This is a genomic window from Ottowia sp. (genome assembly GCF_047601385.1).
Taxonomy (GTDB): domain Bacteria; phylum Pseudomonadota; class Gammaproteobacteria; order Burkholderiales; family Burkholderiaceae_C; genus Ottowia.
In genome coordinates this window covers 175,158-192,610 of the sequence record NZ_JASGJP010000001.1, presented here as the reverse complement: position 1 = coordinate 192,610, position 17,453 = coordinate 175,158, and the positions used below count along the sequence as shown (strand labels likewise).

Below are 17,453 nucleotides of genomic sequence, written 5' to 3'. Positions count from 1 at the left end.
CAACCCGCACATCTTGCCTTCGCACAAGAAGACCAACTACACCCGCCTGGACGCTCGCGAGCCGCCCGAGCTGGTGCGCAAGATCGAGGCATACCAGTCATGCAACAGCTCCACGCCTCTGCCAGAGCTGGTGCAGCGCAATCCACGCCAGCACGGCGCCCGCCGCCGCCCAGCAACCGACAGCGAATACAGATCAACCCGCCGGGCGCCTTGCATACCACGATGTGGTTAGTCGCTCACAGTCCGGGGCCAACAGGAACAATACACAGGCAACGAGGCGCTGCGACCGCGCTTTCTGCGTTACGCCTGCACTCCGATACCTGTCCACCCAATCAGCGTAGATTCAACTGCTTGCGCGATGGTCAGCAGCCGCGCATCACTGCCGTTTGGAGCAGCGAGCATCAGGCCGACTGGCGCTTCGCCCTGTATATGGCAAGGCAGCGAAATGGCGCATCCATCGAGGAAATTAATGAGTGTAGGGTTGCGCAACATCAGCAGATTGGTCTCGCTGAAGAGCGTGTCGGATTCAACCAGTGGCGCGAGCAGCGGCGCCACGCGCGGCACGGTCGGCATCAGGAAGGCATCGAAGCTGCTCAGGCGCGCGCCGGTGCGCTCGATCCAGTCCTGCCGCGCGGCAATGAGGGCCAGCAGGTCAGCCAGCGTCGCATCGCGCCCTTTCTCGATGCGCACAGCCACGCGCGGGTCGTAGCGGTCGCGCGCGGCCTGGAGGCGGCTGCCGTGGGCGGCCCAGGCCTCCAGCGCCGTGAAGCCGCCGCGCGCGTTGATCGACGAGAGCTCCAGGAACTCCGGCACCGCCAGCGGCACGATCCTGGCGCCGGCAGCCGAAAGCAGGCCCAGCGCGCGCTCCAGCGCCTGACCGACCTGCGCGTCGATTCCTTCGTGGACGAGCGTCTGCGGCGCTGCCAGGCGCAAGCCCCTGAGCGACGTGGCGGAAACATCGGCCGGCGGCTGTCCCGACAGCACGGCGTCCAATGCCGCGCAGCACTGGACGGTGCGCGCGATCGGACCGATGGAGTCCAGGTGCACCGACAGCGGGAACATGCCCCTCATCGGCACGCGTCGCGCCGTGGGCTTCCACCCTGTCAGGCCACAGAGCGCGGCCGGAATGCGCACCGAGCCGCCGGTGTCGGAACCGATGCCGGCAACGGCCATGCCGTCGCTCACCGACACCGCCGCGCCCGATGAGGAGCCTCCGGGGATGCGCCCCTGGGCGCGATCCCAGGGATTCAGCGGCGTGCCGTAGTGCGGGTTGATGCCCAGGCCGGAATAGGCGAACTCGGTCATGCCGGTCCGCCCGATGATCACCGCGCCGGCATCCACCAGACGCTGCACCACGGTTGCGTGCGCCGTGGCAGGGGGCGCACCGGCCAGCACGACCGAGCCGGCCCGCGTAACCTGGCCCGCCACGTCGAACAGGTCCTTCACCGACACCGGCAAACCATCTAGGGCCGAACGCGGCGTGCCTGCGGACAGCCGGGTGTCGGCCGCCGCCGCCATGGCCAATGCCGCCTCGGCATCCACGTGCATGAAGGCGCGCGGGCCTTCGCCGTCCGTGTCCAATGCCCGCGCGATCGCCTCCTGCGCCAGGGCGGTCGCCGTCAGCGCGCCGCGCCGTAATCGGGCGCCCAGCATGGCGACGGACTGCATCAGGCGACCTCCGCCAGCATGTCGACCGCATAGGTGTGCCGCAGGCTGCGCTGCAAAACCGGGTCCGCCAGCTCCATGGCGAAACTGGCCGAAGGCCGGATGCCGCCGATGGCGGCCACCGTGCCGCAGGTCATCGCACAGCCGGCGGGCAGGAGCGTCTGTCCGCCGGTATAGCCGGCAATCAGGTCGAGCGGCCGGCGAAGCATCGCGAGCGGGCCATCCTGGTAGGCAACGGCCGCGTCGCCCTCGACGATGTCGGAGCGCAGCACGAGCTGGTCCCAATGCTCCGCCACATCGACAAAGCGCCACGCCGTCCGGGCGACAGGCTTCACGCACAGCTGCTTGGAAAACGCGACGCTGTGCGCCTCGAGCCTGCGGTCCGTGTGGTCCGAGGCCAGGCTGACCATCAACTCACCGGCGTGCGTGAAGACCAGCACTTCGGCCTCGCCGGAGGAGTCCTTGCCGATCACTTGCACCCGTTCCGATTGCACGAGCTGATTGGCTGCAACGCGGTAGTACAGCGGCACTTTGCTCGGGCGCGGCACACCCAGCGCCGCCAATTCCTCGATGTGGTGCTCGATCGCGTCGCGATCACGTCCGGCCCAGCCGGCCACGACCAGCTCCTCGATGTCGATCGCGATGTCCCGCGGGGGGCCATCCTTTGCGAAGACCTTGAAGTTCAGTTGCATGGGGTCCTGTCTCTTCAACTGTCAGCGTGCGCCCAGGCGCCACAGGGTCTGAAAGAAATGGATCGACGCGGCGGTCACGCCCAGCGCTGCGGCAAGCGCCGGCGCATGGGCGCACGCGGCATCGGCCGTCGAGTACTCGACCATGACCACGGCGTCGGCCGGCGGCGCCTCGGCGCCCGCTGTCAGCGGCGTCGACAGCGGCACGTCCGTGGCGAGCACCGAGGCATGGATGGCATCGCCTTCCGCGCACAGGCCCTCGAGCAGTACCCGCAGGGGTTCGATTTCAGCGGGCATCGCCGGCAGCACGGCGACGGTGGCGAATGCGCCCTCCCCTTCACCCGCCTCGACCACGAGCTGGCCGACACGGCGCTGCGTGTTGCGCATGCGCGCGAAATTGCGCAGCGACCATTCGGTCTGCTTCGTGAATGCCTGCCGGTACGCGGCGCTGGTGAAGACACCGATGTCTTCGGTGTCGTACAGCGCGAGGTAGGGACGGGGACCCGCGTCGTCGAGAGCGCGCAGGCGTCGCGCCGACTGGAAGCCGCGGATGGCCACACGCTCCTGCATATGCTCGCGGTCGTACCAGCGGTTGAAATCCGCCTCGTGGTCCGGGTCCACACCCGTCCAGACGCACAGTTGCGCGCGCGGCGCCAGGGCTTGCTGCATGCAATTTCTTTCGTTCGATGAGGTGGTCTTCATGCAGACCCGATCCGCTGGTACTTGGTGACGCAATGCGTCGGGCCCTGCTCGGCAATGAACAGGTTGCCCTCGACATCGCCGCTCACGCCGTGGGGATACACACCGAAGGTCCGCAGCCGCGCCTGTACCCGGCCGTTCATGTCCAGCCGCGCCAGGCGCGGTGACTGCTCGGTCACGAAGATGCTGCGCCCGTCGGACCAGATGTCCATGGGCCGCAGTACGTCGCCCCACTCCTCGAGGAATCGGCCTTCACGGTCGAAGACCTGGATGCGCTCGTTGTCACGGTCGCACACGGCTACTCGCTCATCGGCCAGCACCCACACGCCGTGCGGTGTGGAGAACTGGCCGGGCCCGCAGCCCACGCCTCCCCAGGTCGACAGATGCCGACCGGTCTTGTCGAACCGGTGCACGTGGGCGTTGCCATAGCCGTCGGAGACGTAGATGTCGCCATCGGCGGCTACCGCCACGTCGGTGGGGTGGCTGAAGGGCGCACCCCAGCTGGGCATATTGAACCTCCCCAGCTCCATGAGCAGTTGGAATTCGCGATCGAAGACGAGTACCTGGTGTGCGTCATATGACACCACGTAGAGCCGGTCCTTGCTGTCGATGAAGATGCCGTGGCCCGTGGGCAACTGCGGATGGTCGAAGGCACGCTCCAGGTTTCCGTCGCGGTCATAAACCAGAACATGCGGCGCCGTGCGCTGCAGTACGAACACATAGCCGCGGCTGTCCACGGCAAGCTGGCTGATGACGCCCACGTTGCCGTGCGCAGATGGCTTCTGCCATGGCCGCATCATCTGGTAAGTCGATTCACCATCGGTCATCCGGTAGGTGTTTGGTGCAACAGGCGGTGCCATCGTCGATCTCTCTGGAGTCCTTCAAGCTGGCGATTCTTGTGGCGTGCCGGCACCGCGTCCAATGGGAATTTCTTGTTGGCGGACGCAGGCTTTTCTTATCGGAGGGCAGCAAAACCGAACAAGTTTTTGCTATCAGCCGGGAAAGGAATTTCCTGTTGGACGGCCCGATATCCGACACATGTAATGCGTGCATCGTCAATCCCTCACTTGGAAAGGATCCGTCCATGCAACGCTTACGCCACTGGCTTCCTGCCCTGCTCCTGCTCGCTGCACACCTCGCCGGCGCCGCCGAATGGCCCGATCGGCCGATCAAGTGGGTCGTACCCTTCCCACCCGGCGGCGCGACCGACACGATGTCACGCATGGCTGCGGAGCCGCTCGGCCGCCGGCTCGGCGTGCCGGTCGTGATCGACAACCGGCCCGGTGCCGCCAGCAACATCGGCACCGAAGCGGTCGTACGCGCGGCGCCCGATGGCTACACGCTGATGCTGGGCTCCATTGCCAACACGATCAATCAGACGCTTTACACGAAGCTCAGCTACGACTTCACCAAGGATCTGGTGGCTGTCAGTCCGTTGTATGAGCAAACCAACGTGCTTGTCGTATCAGCTGATTCACCCGTGGGCAGCCTGCGCGACCTGGTCGCGAATGCGAAGGCCAACCCCGGCAAACTCAACTTCGGCAGCAGCGGTAGCGGCACCACCATGCACCTGACGACCGAGCTCTTCAACAAGGCGGCGGGCGTGGACACCGTGCACATTCCCTTCAAAGGCAGCCCCACGCAGGAACTGCTGGCTGGCCGGCTCGACTTCGTCTTCGACAATATCCTGGGCGCGCTGCCATACATCCGCGCCGGCAAACTCAAGGCACTGGCCGTCACCTCCGCTGAACGCTCCGCCGTGCTGCCCGATGTGCCCACGATGCCCGAACTCGGCTATCCCACAGTGCGGATCGCCGTTTGGGGTGGCATCTTCATGCCCAAGGGCACGCCGCAGCCCATCGTGGACCGCATCTCGCGTGAATTGTCTGCCCTGATGCAGGAGCCCGCGATGCAGGAACGCCTCCGCGGCATGGGCGCGGAATTCAAGCCGCAGACGCCGGCCGAGTTCGGGCGCTTCGTGAGCGCCGAAACCGCCAAATGGGGCGCCGCCGTCAGGAGCAGCGGCGCGAGGGTGGACTGAATGCTGGCTCGCTAATTGCTTATCTTCAAGCTCTGGAGTTCAACCTTGAAACGACGTCACCTGTTTGCCGCCGCCATGATGGCTGCTTCTTTGCTGCTGCCCGCTTTCGCGCAGGACTATCCCAGCAAGCCGCTGAAGCTGCTGGTCCCCTTCCCGCCCGGCGCCGGCACGGATGCCACCGCGCGCATAGTGGGTCAGAAGCTGTCAGAGCAGTTGGGCCAGCCGGTCGTGGTCGAGAACATCAGCGGCGCCAACGGCCTGATCGGCACGCGGGCCATGGCCAGGGCCGCACCCGACGGCTACACGCTCGGCATCGCCGCGCCCGGCCCGATCGCGATAGCGCAGTTCCTGTTCCCGAACATGCCTTATGACCCTGAGGCCGATTTCACGCCGGTCATCAAGATCAACGAGGCGCGTATCGGCCTGGCGGTCGGCCCGACGGTGCCGGCGCGCACGGTCGATGAGCTGATAGCACTCATCCGCAGGAACGCCGGCCAGATCAATGCCGCCAACCCTACCGTGGGTTCGGTGATGCACCTGGTGGCCGAGACCTTCAAGGAACAGGGCAAGCTGGACTTCAAGCTCATCCCGTACAAAGGCGGCGCGCAGGCCACCAACGAGGTCCTCGGCGGCCAGGTCGAGATGATCTTCAACGGCGTGTCCACGCTGGCATCCTTTGCCAAGGCGGGCCGCCTGCGCATGCTCATGGTCGTGGGCGACACGCGCAGCACCCTCGTGCCCGACGTGCCGAGCAGCCGCGAGCTGGGCCTGGGCTACCTCAGCGGCGCGCAATGGCATGGCATCGTCGTGCCCAGGGCAACGCCGCCGGCGATCGTGGCCCGCCTGCATGCCGAACTCGCCAAGGTATTGGCAAATCCCGAGGTGAAAGAGAAACTCGCCGGCATCGGCACCGAGGTCAGCACCGGCTCGCAGGAAGACTTCGCGCGCTTCCTCCAGTCCGAGCGCAGCCGTTGGGGACCGTTGATCAAGAATGCCAACATCCAGCCCGATTGAACTTCCCTCCCATGTCCCACACAACGACTCGGGCCGACCCTGCCCAGGCCGCAACCAGCGTCACGCCCGACTTGGCCCGTCTGCAGGCCGTGCGCCGACAGGCGCTCGGGCAGCTGAAGACCGAACGAAGCTTCGATGCGATCGTCGTGTTCTCGCAAGGCGGCGCGCTGGGCGCAGCCGCGCGATCGCACGCCTACCTTCGCCTGTTCATCGACTGGGACGGAGTCGACCAGCCATCGATGCTGGTATTGGCCGCCGGGCGCAGCGTGCTCTTCGTCACCAACCCGTTCCAGATCGCACCCGCGGCGGCAGTGCCCGGGGTGGACGAAGTGGTCTTTGCCCGACCCGCCGAGGTGGGATCCCGGCTCGCGAAGCTGTTCGCCGCACTCGGCCTGCCGGCGGCCCCGTCGCTGGGCCTGTGCGGGCTGCCCGAGATGCCCGTACAGACCTGGCAGTCGATCAACGCAGCCCTGCCCGGCCTGCACCATGCAGACTGCTCGGCGGAACTCGATGCGTGGCGCGTGCACAAGCAGCAGGCCGAGATCGACGGGCTCGACCGCGCTGCGGGCATTTGCGACCACCTCTTCGAGAGGCTCGGCGGCCTGCTGCACGAAGACCGGGCCGCGTGGCAGGTACAGCGTGACATCGAGCACGCAGCCTTCATGGCCGGCGCCGAGTACTGCAAGACCTGGCTCACCATCGCCCCCTGGGCCGACGGCCCGCGCTACCTCAAGCGCGAGAACCTGCGGGCGCCGCGAGCGGGCGACCAGGTGCTGCTCGGGCTCATGCTCAAGCTCGATGGCTACTGGGGCCATGCGATCCGCATGGGCTCGTGGCGCGAAGCGCAGCCTGAACACCGCCGGTTGCACGATGTGGTGCTGCGCATGTTCGAGGCCGCCCTGCCGCATTGCCGCGTCGGCGGCGATCTGCGCCAGGCCGAGGCCGACATCAACGCCGTACTCGACCAGCACCTGGGCGCCGTGCCACGCGCCGGCCTTTCGCGCTTTCGCAACGGGCACGGCCTGGGACTGGCTTATGAGGAGCCGCTGTCCGTGTCAGCCTTCCCGCAGCACGCCGACCCGGGCGTGGCCCCGCCGCCGCGATCGCTGGCCGTGACGGCGGAAGGCGTCTTCGAGCTGCACCCGAACTTCTTCATCCGGGGCGTGGGCGGCGCGGCACTCGGCGACATGATCCATGCCAGCCGGCAGCCGGCCCGGCGCATGCTTGTCTCGGACCTCGGCTACCAGGTCTGGCGTTAGCCACACGCTCCTCCGCGATGAACATTCGCTTCCTGGAAACCTTCCTGTGGCTGGTACGCCTCAAGAGCTTTCGCCTCACGGCGGAAAAGCTCCACATCACGCAGGCGGCGATCTCGGGGCGCATTGCCACGCTCGAGCAGGAGCTCGGTACGCGCCTGTTCGATCGCGGCACCAAGGAAGTCTCGATCACCCAACAGGGCAGCAAGGTGCTGCCCTACGCCGAGCGCATCGTGCGCTTGTCGCAGGAACTCAAGCGCGAGATCAGCGATCGTGACCGGGTGGGTGGCCTGGTGCGCCTGGGCGTCATCGAATCGATCGTGCACAGCCTCCTGCCCGAGGTGACGCAGCGCATCAGCGCGGCCTTTCCCGACCTGGGCGTGGAACTGACCAGCGACACCACGATCCATCTGGTCGCACAGCTGCAGCGCGGCGATCTGGACATCATGATCCAGACCGATCTGATATCGAGCCCCGGCCTTCTCAGCATGCCGCTCGGCAAATATCCCATGCGCTGGGTCGCCAGCCCCAGCCTGAATCTCGGCCATCGCAGCCTGGACGTGGACGACCTGGCCACCCATCCCATCATCAGTTTCTCGAAGAACTCGGGGCCGCACCGTGCGCTCATGCAGCTGTTCTCCGACAACGGTGTGGACCGCACTCGCATCAACTGCGTGAACTCGGTGGCCGCCATCATTCAGCTGGTACGCGATGGCTACGGCATTGCCGTGCTCCCGCCTGCCGTCCTGCAGCAGCAAGTCGCGACAGGCGAGGTCGAACTGCTGAGTGTCAAAAGCCCCTTTCCGCCGCTGCAACTGTCGCTGACCTACCGCACCGGGGAAGACGGCCTGCTGCTGGAGCGCATTGCTGACCTGATCATCCAGTCGTTCGACAGTTTTGCGCTGACATTTGGAGACTCGGTTGCCATGCGCGATGTGACGATGGATAGCCCACGTGATAACTGAAGTATTTGTTTCCATTACGCCGAATCCGGCTCCGGCGCACCAAATGAACACTCGGCAGATTGATGTGGAAGGTCGTCGTATTCTCGGCGGCTCGCCCTTCGGTTCAGGGATCTCGGTGAACGATAGCCCGGCCCACCTCACTGCAAATCCGGACACCGGAGTCTCAATGCGCATCCGTCCTGAACAGCCTCACCGGCCCAGCGTACGATTGCCGAGCTCAGCCACTGGCATGGCGTCGATGATCGCGCGGCCCCCAGCTTCGGCCTTTCATTCCTTCGCCACCAGCTTCACCACGCTGGAGAAGTCCAGCCCGCCGCGTCCGGCCTGCCTGTTCAGCGCGTACAGGTTGCGCGCCAGTTCGCCCAGCGGGATGGCGCTGCCGACGCCCATGGCGGCTTCCACGGCCAGGCCCAGGTCTTTCAGCATCAGGTCGTTGCCGAAGCCACCGCTGTAGCCGCGCGAGGACGGCGCGTTCTCCAGCACGCCGGGCCAGGGGTTGCAGACCTCGGTGGCCCAGCTGCGGCTGGTGCTGACGGCCATCATCTGCGACAGCGTTTTCGGGTCCAGACCATGCGCCACGCCCAGGGCGATGGCCTCGCCGGTGACGGCCATGATGACGCCCAGCGCCATGTTGTTGCACAGCTTGGCGACCTGGCCGGCGCCGGCGGCGCCCATGTGGAAGATGTTCTTGCCCATCGCTTGCAGCACCGGCCGCGCGCGCTCCAGCGCCGCCGAGTCGCCGCCGACGATGAAGGTCAGCGTGCCGGCCGCCGCGCCCGCCACGCCGCCCGAGACGGGCGCGTCGATCATCGCCAGGCCACGGGCCGCGGCCGCCTGCGCCACCTTCTGCGCCGACGCCGGGGCGATGGTGCTGCAATCGATCACCAGGGCGCCGGGCTCCACGGCCGCCAGCAGGCCATCCCCGCCCTGCCCCAGGTACAGCGATTCGACGTGGCGGCTGGCCGGCAGCATGGAGATGACGACCTGCGCGCCCTTGGCGGCGTCCCGCGCCGACGCGGCCACGCCGGCACCGGCCTCGCGCGCGGCGGCGCAGGCGGCTTCGCTGAGGTCGAACGCCTGCACGGCGTAGCCGGCGCGCACCAGGTTGGCGGCCATCGGGCCGCCCATGTGGCCCAGGCCGATGAAGGCGATGCGGGGAAGCGTGCTCATGGTGTTCTGTCTCCTCGGGTGGTCAGGCCAGGTCGGCCAGCGGATGCGGGCCGGCGAAGCGGGGTTGCAGATGCGCGTCGATCCACGCCGGCGTCACCTCGGCCAGGGTGGCGGGCGTCCAGCGCGGGGCCTTGTCCTTGTCGATCAGCAGGGCGCGCACGCCTTCGGCGAAGTCACCGCGCGCGCAGCAGCCAACGGAAGCCTGGTATTCCAGCCGCAGCGCCTCGGCCAGCGAGGCGTGGCGGCAGCGCCGCTGCATCTCCAGCGCCAGCGCGGCGGAGGTGGGCGATCCCTTGGCGAACGTGGCGCCGGCCTGCGCCAGCCAGGGGTCGGCCTCATGGGCCAGCGCCGCCAGCCGAGGGGCGATGTCGGCCAGCCGGTCGTGGCCGATCACGGCGTTGATGCGGTCCAGGTGGGCGCGCAGCGGCGAAGCGGGCAGATCCACGCCGCCGGCCGCCAGCGCTTCGATCAGGTGCGACAGCCCTGCCCCGTCGGCCGCCGCCTCGCCCTGCCAGCGCGCGCCCTGGATGGCGGCCAGCAGCGCGTCGTGGTCCTCGGCGCGCAGGGCGAAGTCGGCCATGCCGGCGAACAGCGCGTCGGCGCCGTTCAGCGCGGCGCCTGTCAGCGCCAGAAAGGCGCCCGCGCGGCCCGGCAGGCGTGGCAGGAACCAACTGCCACCCACGTCGGGGTACAGGCCGATGCCGATCTCGGGCATGGCCAGGCGCGTTTTGGGCGTCACCACGCGGTGCGAGGCGCCGGCCATCAGCCCGATGCCGCCGCCCATGACGATGCCGTGCCCCCACGCCAGCAGTGGCTTGGGGAAGGTGTGGATGCGGTGGTCCAGCCGGTACTCGCGCTCGAAGAAGTCGCTGGCGGCGGCCGGCGCGGTGCCGGGCTGCGTCTCATGCAGACTGCGGATCGCGCGCGCCAGCGACACCACGTCGCCGCCCGCGCAGAAAGCCTTGTCACCCGCGGCATCCAGCACCACGCCCGCCACCTGCGGGTCGGCGGCCCAGGCGGCCAGTTGCGGATCGAGCAGATCGACCATCGCCAGCGACAGCGCGTTCAGGCTGGCCGGCACATTGAGCGTGGCGCGGCCGAAGACGTGGCCGCTGCCGGTGGGCAGGGTGGTGAAGAGAACGGAGGCCTGTGAAGTCATTGCAGGAAGTCCAGCGCTTCGCCTTGCAGCAGGCGGCGCGCGATGATGACGCGCATCACCTCGTTCGTGCCTTCCAGGATCTGGTGCACGCGGGCGTCGCGCAGCAGGCGCTCCAGCGGGTATTCGCGGATGTAGCCGTAGCCGCCGTGCAGTTGCAGCGCGTCGTTGACGATGTTGAAGCCCGCGTCGGTGGCGAAGCGCTTGGCCATGGCGCAGACCGTCGAGGCATCCGGGGCGCCAGCGTCCAGCCTGGTGGCGGCCAGGCGCACCATCTGGCGCGCGGCGACCAGCTCGGTCGCCATGTCGGCCAGCTTGAATTGCAGCGCCTGGAAGCTGGCCAGCGGCTGGCCGAACTGCTTGCGCTCGTGCATGTAGGCGCGCGCGTGGTCGAGCGCGCCCTGCGCGGCGCCGACCGAGCAGGTGGCGATGTTGATGCGCCCGCCGTCCAGCCCCTTCATGGCGATCTTGAAGCCCTCGCCCTCGCGGCCCAGCAGGTGGTCGGTCGGGATGCGCACGTTGTCGAAGCTGATCTGGCGCGTGGGCTGGCTGTTCCAGCCCATCTTTTCTTCCTTCTTGCCGTAGTGGATGCCCTCGGCCTGCGCCGGCACCACGAAGGCGGAGATGCCCGCTGCCCCCGATTCGGCGTCGCCCGTGCGCGCCATCAGCACCAGCACGTCGGTGCTGCCGGCGCCGCTGATGAACGCCTTGCCGCCGTTGATGACGTACTCGCCGCCCTCCAGCCGCGCGCGCGTTTTCAGCGACGCGGCGTCGGAGCCGGCGCCGGGCTCGGTCAGGCAGTAGCTGGCCAGCTTCTCGCCCGCGCACAGCGCCGGTCCCCACTGCGCGCGCACTTCCGGCGTGGCCCAGGTGCCGAGCATCCAGGTCGCCATGTTGTGGATGGTGATGAAGGCGGTGGTGCTGGGGTCGACCGCGGCCATCTGCTCGAACACCAGCGTGGCGTCCAGCCGGGGCAGCGCCAGGCCGCCGGCAGCCTCGGGCGCGTACAAGCCGCAGAAACCCAGCTCGCCGGCCTTGGCGATGGCCTCGCGCGGGAAGATGCCCTCGGCGTCCCAACGCGCGGCGTGCGGCGCCAATTGGCCTTCAGCGAAGTCGCGCGCCGTCTGCGCGAAGGCGCGCTGCTCCTCGGTCAGTTCAAAGTCCATACTCTTGTTTTGATAGCTGCCAGCGCTTGTCCAGCAAGCGCTAGCGCCCAATTTTTATCGCAAACTGATGGTGGTGTTGACGCCGTGCGCCGTGGTGTCGTCGTCGAACCAGCGCGCCGTCACCGTCTTGGTCTGTGTGTAGAACAGCACCACCTGCTTGCCGTAAGGCCCCAGGTCGCCCAGCTTGGAAGCGCGCGAGCCGCTGAACGAGAACAGCGGCACCGGCACCGGGATCGGCACGTTGATGCCCACCTGGCCGACGTCGATGTCCTCCTGGAACCGGCGCGCCGCCGCGCCCGACTGCGTGAAGATGGCGGTGCCGTTGCCGTTGGGGTTGGCGTTGATGAAGGCGATGGCCTCGTCGAGGTCGGCCGCGCCGGCCAGGCACAGCACGGGGCCGAAAATCTCCTGCTCGTAGATGCTCATGCCCGCCTTCACGCCGCTGAAGATGGTGGGGCCGACGAAGTTGCCTTTCTCGTAGCCCGGCACGGTGGGGTTGCGGCCGTCCAGCGCCAGCGTGGCGCCATCGGCGATGCCGCGCTCGATCAGGCCCTCCACGCGGCTGCGCGCGGCGCAGGACACCAGCGGACCGACGTCGGTGCCCTGCTCGGTGCCGGCGCTGACCTTCAGCGTCCTGGCCTTGGCCACCAGCTCGGGAATCCACTGCTGCGCCTCGCCCACCAGCACCACCACCGACAGCGCCATGCAGCGCTGCCCGGCGGCGCCGAAGGCCGCGCCGGCCACGGCGTTGAGCGTCTGCTCCTTGTGGGCGTCGGGCATGACGATGGCGTGGTTCTTGGCGCCCATCATGCACTGCACGCGCTTGCCCGCCAGGCTGGCGCGGTTGTAGACGTGCGTGCCGACCTTGGTGGAGCCGACGAAGCTGATCGCCTTGATGTCCTTGTGGTCGCAAATGGCGTTGACCACGTCCTCGCCGCCGTGCACCACGTTCAGCACGCCGGGCGGAATGCCGGCCTCCAGCGCCAGCTCGCACAGGCGCATGGTCACCATCGGATCCTGCTCGGAGGGCTTCAGCACGAAGGTGTTGCCGGTGGCGATCGCCATCGGGAACATCCACAGCGGGATCATGGCCGGGAAGTTGAACGGCGTGATGCCCGCGCACACGCCCAGCGGCTGCATCACGGTGTAGGTGTCCACCCCCGCCGCCACGTTGTTCGCCAGCTCGCCCAGTTGCAGGTTGCCTATGGCGGCGGCGTGCTCCACCACCTCCAGGCCGCGGAACACGTCGCCCTCGGCGTCGGGCAGGGTCTTGCCCTGCTCGGCCGTCAGCAGCGCGGCCAGCTCGCCCATGTGCTCGCGGATCAGCTGCTGGTACCTCAGGAAGATGCGCGCGCGCGTGCCGATGGCCGTCTTGCGCCAGGTCTTGAAGGCTTCCTTGCCGGCGGCCACGGCCGCATCCACCTCGGCCAGCGTGGCGAAAGGCGCGCGCGCCAGCACCTGCTGGGTGGCGGGGTTGACCACATCGCGCCACTGGGTGGACTGGGATTCGACGAACCGGCCGCCGATCAGCAGCTTGACGGTGGCGGCCTTAGGGGTGGTGGATGCGTCCATGCGTTGTCTCCTTGACGAATCGCGCCATCGTACTTGTGCGAAATTGCCATGACAATGCGCAGGATCGCATTCTGGCTTTGCAGATCTGCACATCAGTGAACGGCATGGACTGGGACAACCTGCGCTTCTTCCTGGAGGTGGCGCGCACCGGCACGCTGGTGGCCGCCGCGCGCCGGCTGGGCGTGGACCACACCACCGTGGCCCGGCGCCTGCGCGCGCTGGAGAAGCAGACCGGCGCCACCCTGTTCACGCGCGAGGCCGGCGGCCACCGCCTGACCGAGGCCGGCCAGGCCCTGCTGCCCGGCGCGCAGGCCATGGAACAGGCCGCCCGCCAGATCGCCCCGGCCGCGCCCGCCGCCGGCGACGGCCCCAGCGGCGTGGTGCGCCTGGGCGCCACCGAGGGTTTCGGCACCGCCATGCTGGCGCCCGAGCTGGCGCGCCTGACCGTGCGGCACCCCGGCCTGACGCTGGACCTGCTCGCCCTGCCCCGCCTCCTGCACCTGTCGCGCCGCGAGGCCGACATCGTGATCTCGCTGGAGCGCCCGCAGCGCGAGACGGTGGTGGTCACGCGCCTGGCCGACTACGCCCTGCACCTGTACGGCGAGCGCCAGTACCTGGCGCGCCGCCCGCTGGTGCAGCGGCGCGAGGACCTGAGCCACCACGCCTTTGTCAGCTACGTGGACGACCTGCTGTTCACCCGCGAGCTGCAATTCCTGGGCGCGCTGCACCAGCCGGCGCGCTTCGCGCTGCGCATCGTGGCGCAGGTAGAGGCCGTGCGCGCCGGCGCCGGCCTGGCCGTGCTGCCCGCCTTCCTGGCCGACCACGACCCGACGCTGGCGCGCGTGTTGCCGCAGGAAGGCCGCTTCATCCGCACCTTCTGGATGAGCATGCCCGCCGAGCTGCGGCACGAGCCGGCGATGCAGGCGGTGTGGAATTTGTTGCGCGAGGCGGTGGCGGGGATGAAGGTACGGTTGTTGCCGGAGTGAAAGCCCCTGCCCTCGTCATCCCCGCGCAGGCGGGGATCCAGCGGCGGCGCTGCGTGGAGGCACTGGATTCCCGCCTTCGCGGGAATGACGGGAAGAAACCCGATTGCTTCATAAAATATAGCCGTCCGCGCTTGCCTGGCGGGCGCTGGAGGCCGAAAAGGCTTTAAACCTCGTCCGACCCGTCGCCGTAGAACTTCACGCCCAGCTCGATGCGCTCGCGGCCCTGGGCCACGCGGTGCGCGTTGGTGTCGCGCAGCGAGTAGACGCAGCCGCAGTATTCCTGCTGGTAGAAGCTCTCGCGCTTGCTGATCTCGATCATGCGGGCCGAGCCGCCGCCTTTGCGCCAGTTGTAGTCCCAGTACCTCAGGCCCGGGTAGCGCGCCGCGGCGCGGATGCCGCAGTCGTTGATCTGCTGCATGTTCTTCCAGCGCGAGATGCCCAGCGAGCTGGTCATCACCGGAAAGCCGTGCTCGTGCGCGTACAGCGCCGTGCGTTCGAAGCGCATGTCGAAGCACATGGTGCAGCGGATGCCGCGCTCGGGCTCGTGCTCCATGCCCTTGGCGCGGGCGAACCAGTTGTCGCGGTCGTAGTCGGCATCGATGAACGGAACCCCGAACTGCTCGGCAAAGCGGATGTTCTCGTCCTTGCGCAGCTCGTATTCCTTCTGCGGATGGATGTTGGGGTTGTAGAAGAAGATCGTGTAGTCGATCCCCGAGGCCAGCATGGCCTCCATCACCTCGCCCGAGCACGGCGCGCAGCAGGAGTGCAGCAGCACCTTGCGGTGGCCGCCGGGCAGCGGCAGGGGCTTTCTTTCAGGCGCGCTCATGCCATCTGACTTTGGATGTAGTTCGGCAGGCCCACGCGCTCGATCAGCTTCAGCTGCTGCTCGATCCAGTGCGCGTGGTCTTCCTCGGTGTCGGCCAGTTGCACCAGCAGCATGTCGCGGGTGACGAAGTCGCTCTTGCGCTCGCACAGGGCAATGGCGGCCTTCAGCGCCTCGCGCACGTGCAGCTCGACGGCCAGGTCCTTGCGCAGCATGTCGGCCACGTCCTCGCCCACGGTCAGCGCGTCGGGCGTCATCCTGGGCGTGCCGCCCAGCAGCAGGATGCGGTCGATGATGGCGCGGGCGTGGCCGGTCTCCTCTTCCATCTCGTGCTGGAAGCGCGTATGCAGCTTGCCCAGGCCCCAGTCCTGGTACATGGCGGCATGGATGAAATACTGGTCGCGCGCCATCAGTTCGCCGGCCAGCAGCGTGTTGAGGGTCTGGAGGACTTCGGGGTCGCCTTGCATGTCGATCACCATTTTGGGGGAAACCCCCGTATTGTCGCGCGATCGCGCGCTACCAGCCGCCGCGGACCGCTGGCGGCAGGCTGAGCTTGAGCGGCGGGGCTGGCGTGGGCGCCGAAGCGGCCTCGGCCGGCGTGACCTGGACCGCCTGGCCGGGCGGCGGATCGGGGGTGACCTGCACCGCCTGGCCCGGCGCCGGCAGCGGGCCGGGCGCGGGGCTGAAGACGGGCGCCGGCACGGCCACCGGAGCCGGCGTGGGCGTGGGCAGCGCGGCACGCGCGGCCGGCGGGGCAGCCACCGGCGCGGGCGGCTGCGCGGTGCGCACGGGCGCGCGGCGCTTGGCCTGGGTCAGCAGCTCGATGGCGTCGGGGCGGTCGCCGCTGACGGCGAAGTCCAGCGCGTCCATGCCGAGCTGGTTGCGCGCGCGCGGGTCGGCGCCCGCGCGCAGCAGCATCTGCACCGCCTCCACCGTGCCGTAGCGCGCGGCCAGCATGAGCGGCGTGCTCTCGTTCGGAGAGCGCGCATCGACCTCGGCGCGCTGCCGCAGCAGCAGACGGATCATCTCCGGGCCGCCGCCGCTGGCGGCATAGTGCAGCGGCGACCAGCCGGGCCGGTTGACCTGAGCACCCTTGATGATGAGCGCCTGGGCGATCTCCACCTGGCCCTTGAGCGCGGCCATCATCAGCGCGGTCTCGTCGGTGGGCGTGCGCGCGTCGGGGTCCAGCCGGGGCGCGGCGACGAGGGCGCGCGCGGCCTCCAGCGAGCCCTCCTGCAACGCCACGTACAGGGCCGGCACGCCGCGCGGGTCGCGCGCGTTCGGGTCGGCGCCGGCGCGCAGCAGGCTGGCCACGCGCGAGGCGTTGTCCTGCTTGATGGCGCGCAGGAGATCGTCGGCCGGGTCGGCCCAGGCGGCCACGCCGGCGAAGGCCAGCACGCAGGCCAGGAGCGCGGCCTTGAGCGCCTTCATGCGCCGCCCACGCGCGAAAACAACCGCGTGAAGTTGGCGCTGGTGAATTCCGCCACCCGCTCCACGGGCACGCCGCGCAGCTCGGCGATGCGCGCGGCCACGTGGGGCACGTAGGCGGGCGAATTGGTCTTGCCGCGGTACGGCACCGGCGCCAGGTAGGGGCTGTCGGTCTCGATCAGCAGGCGGTCCTCCGGCACCATGCGGGCCACCTCGTGCACGTCGGCCGCGTTCTTGAAGGTGACGATGCCCGACAGCGACACGTGGAAGCCCAGGTCCAGCGCCGCGCGCGCCACCGCCACCGTCTCGGTGAAGCAGTGGAACACGCCGCCGGCGCTGCCGGCCGAACCGTCCTCGCCCTCCTCGCGCAGGATGGCCAGGGTGTCGTCGGACGCCGCGCGCGTGTGGATCACCAGCGGCACGCCGGCCTGACGCGCGGCACGGATGTGGGTGCGGAAGCGCTCGCGCTGCCAGCCCATGTCGGCGATGCCGCGGCCGCCCTTGCGCTCGGCCATCTGGTAGTAGTCCAGGCCCGTCTCGCCGATGGCCACCACCTTGGGCAGCGCGGCGGCCCGCACCAGCTCATCGACGCTGGGCTCGTGCACGTCCTCGCTGTCGGGGTGCACGCCGGCGGTGGCCCAGAAGTTGTCATGCGCCGCCGCCAGCGCCTGCACGCCGGGGAATTCCTCCATGGTGGTGCTGATGCACAGCGCGCGCGTGACCCGCGCCGCCTGCATGGCCGCGCGGATCGCGGGCAGGTCGGCCGCCAGTTCGGGAAAGGTCAGATGGCAGTGCGAGTCGGTGAACATGCATGGGGGCCGCC

Annotated in this window: 17 protein-coding genes; 5 read left to right on the top strand and 12 right to left on the bottom strand. The window is 68.7% G+C overall.

Features of this window, described 5'->3' with window-relative positions; translation table 11 throughout:
• Positions 1-300: 300 nt before the first annotated feature.
• From QM772_RS00845 to QM772_RS00830, 4 genes are read right to left on the bottom strand one after another with little or no spacing between them, the layout of a single operon-like run.
• Entirely contained in the window at positions 301-1,671 is a 1,371-nt protein-coding gene (locus QM772_RS00845) for an amidase (RefSeq protein WP_415139410.1), read from the bottom strand.
• Positions 1,668-2,357 (bottom strand): DUF2848 domain-containing protein, encoded by a 690-nt coding sequence (locus QM772_RS00840; protein ID WP_415133230.1) that lies wholly within the window; start codon positions 2,355-2,357, stop codon positions 1,668-1,670. Before QM772_RS00840 ends, QM772_RS00845 begins: the two co-directional genes overlap by 4 nt.
• A gap of 21 nt (positions 2,358-2,378) precedes the next feature.
• Positions 2,379-3,056, bottom strand: a complete 678-nt coding sequence (locus tag QM772_RS00835) for a hypothetical protein (protein ID WP_415133228.1) — start codon at positions 3,054-3,056, stop codon at positions 2,379-2,381.
• Positions 3,053-3,913 (bottom strand): 6-bladed beta-propeller, encoded by an 861-nt coding sequence (locus QM772_RS00830; protein WP_415133226.1) that lies wholly within the window; start codon positions 3,911-3,913, stop codon positions 3,053-3,055. Before QM772_RS00830 ends, QM772_RS00835 begins: the two co-directional genes overlap by 4 nt.
• A 224-nt stretch (positions 3,914-4,137) precedes the next feature.
• Between QM772_RS00830 and QM772_RS00825 the strand changes: the two genes are divergently transcribed.
• From QM772_RS00825 to QM772_RS00810, 4 genes are read left to right on the top strand one after another with little or no spacing between them, the layout of a single operon-like run.
• Complete coding sequence (locus QM772_RS00825; protein WP_415133224.1) at positions 4,138-5,094, top strand: Bug family tripartite tricarboxylate transporter substrate binding protein; 957 nt, start codon at positions 4,138-4,140, stop codon at positions 5,092-5,094.
• 45 nt (positions 5,095-5,139) lie between these two features.
• A complete protein-coding gene (locus QM772_RS00820) occupies positions 5,140-6,108 on the top strand; it encodes a Bug family tripartite tricarboxylate transporter substrate binding protein (RefSeq protein WP_415133222.1) in 969 nt (322 codons plus the stop codon).
• 11 nt (positions 6,109-6,119) lie between these two features.
• Positions 6,120-7,367 (top strand): M24 family metallopeptidase, encoded by a 1,248-nt coding sequence (locus QM772_RS00815; RefSeq protein WP_415133220.1) that lies wholly within the window; start codon positions 6,120-6,122, stop codon positions 7,365-7,367.
• Positions 7,368-7,384: 17 nt separating this feature from the next.
• Positions 7,385-8,329: a LysR family transcriptional regulator gene (locus QM772_RS00810; RefSeq protein ID WP_415133218.1), complete on the top strand. Its 945-nt coding sequence runs from the start codon at positions 7,385-7,387 to the stop codon at positions 8,327-8,329.
• Positions 8,330-8,596: 267 nt separating this feature from the next.
• Here the strand turns inward: QM772_RS00810 and mmsB are convergent, their stop codons facing one another.
• The 4 genes from mmsB to QM772_RS00790 are packed head-to-tail and all read right to left on the bottom strand — an operon-like array spanning position 8,597 to position 13,393.
• Positions 8,597-9,499 carry a 3-hydroxyisobutyrate dehydrogenase gene (mmsB, locus tag QM772_RS00805; RefSeq protein WP_415133217.1) on the bottom strand — a complete coding sequence of 301 codons (903 nt, stop codon included), beginning with the start codon at positions 9,497-9,499 and terminating at the stop codon, positions 8,597-8,599.
• A gap of 22 nt (positions 9,500-9,521) precedes the next feature.
• Positions 9,522-10,658, bottom strand: coding sequence for an enoyl-CoA hydratase/isomerase family protein (locus QM772_RS00800; RefSeq protein ID WP_415133215.1), 1,137 nt, complete (start codon positions 10,656-10,658; stop codon positions 9,522-9,524).
• Entirely contained in the window at positions 10,655-11,821 is a 1,167-nt protein-coding gene (locus tag QM772_RS00795; protein ID WP_415133213.1) for an acyl-CoA dehydrogenase family protein, read from the bottom strand. The genes QM772_RS00800 and QM772_RS00795 overlap by 4 nt, the downstream gene beginning before the upstream one ends.
• 54 nt (positions 11,822-11,875) lie before the next feature.
• The gene (locus QM772_RS00790) at positions 11,876-13,393 is read right to left on the bottom strand and encodes a CoA-acylating methylmalonate-semialdehyde dehydrogenase (protein ID WP_415133211.1); all 1,518 of its coding nucleotides are present in this window, start codon (positions 13,391-13,393) and stop codon (positions 11,876-11,878) included.
• A gap of 104 nt (positions 13,394-13,497) precedes the next feature.
• Between QM772_RS00790 and QM772_RS00785 the strand changes: the two genes are divergently transcribed.
• Positions 13,498-14,379 (top strand): LysR family transcriptional regulator, encoded by an 882-nt coding sequence (locus QM772_RS00785; protein WP_415133209.1) that lies wholly within the window; start codon positions 13,498-13,500, stop codon positions 14,377-14,379.
• A 163-nt stretch (positions 14,380-14,542) separates the two neighbouring features.
• On the opposite strand, the gene QM772_RS00780 is transcribed toward QM772_RS00785, so the two are convergent.
• The 4 genes from QM772_RS00780 to QM772_RS00765 are packed head-to-tail and all read right to left on the bottom strand — an operon-like array spanning position 14,543 to position 17,439.
• Entirely contained in the window at positions 14,543-15,205 is a 663-nt protein-coding gene (locus QM772_RS00780) for an epoxyqueuosine reductase QueH (RefSeq protein WP_415133207.1), read from the bottom strand.
• Entirely contained in the window at positions 15,202-15,669 is a 468-nt protein-coding gene (gene bfr, locus QM772_RS00775; RefSeq protein WP_415133205.1) for a bacterioferritin, read from the bottom strand. Before bfr ends, QM772_RS00780 begins: the two co-directional genes overlap by 4 nt.
• Positions 15,670-15,718: 49 nt before the next feature.
• Entirely contained in the window at positions 15,719-16,633 is a 915-nt protein-coding gene (locus tag QM772_RS00770) for an ankyrin repeat domain-containing protein (protein ID WP_415133203.1), read from the bottom strand.
• The gene (locus tag QM772_RS00765) at positions 16,630-17,439 is read right to left on the bottom strand and encodes a TatD family hydrolase (protein ID WP_415133201.1); all 810 of its coding nucleotides are present in this window, start codon (positions 17,437-17,439) and stop codon (positions 16,630-16,632) included. The genes QM772_RS00770 and QM772_RS00765 overlap by 4 nt, the downstream gene beginning before the upstream one ends.
• Positions 17,440-17,453: the final 14 nt, after the last annotated feature.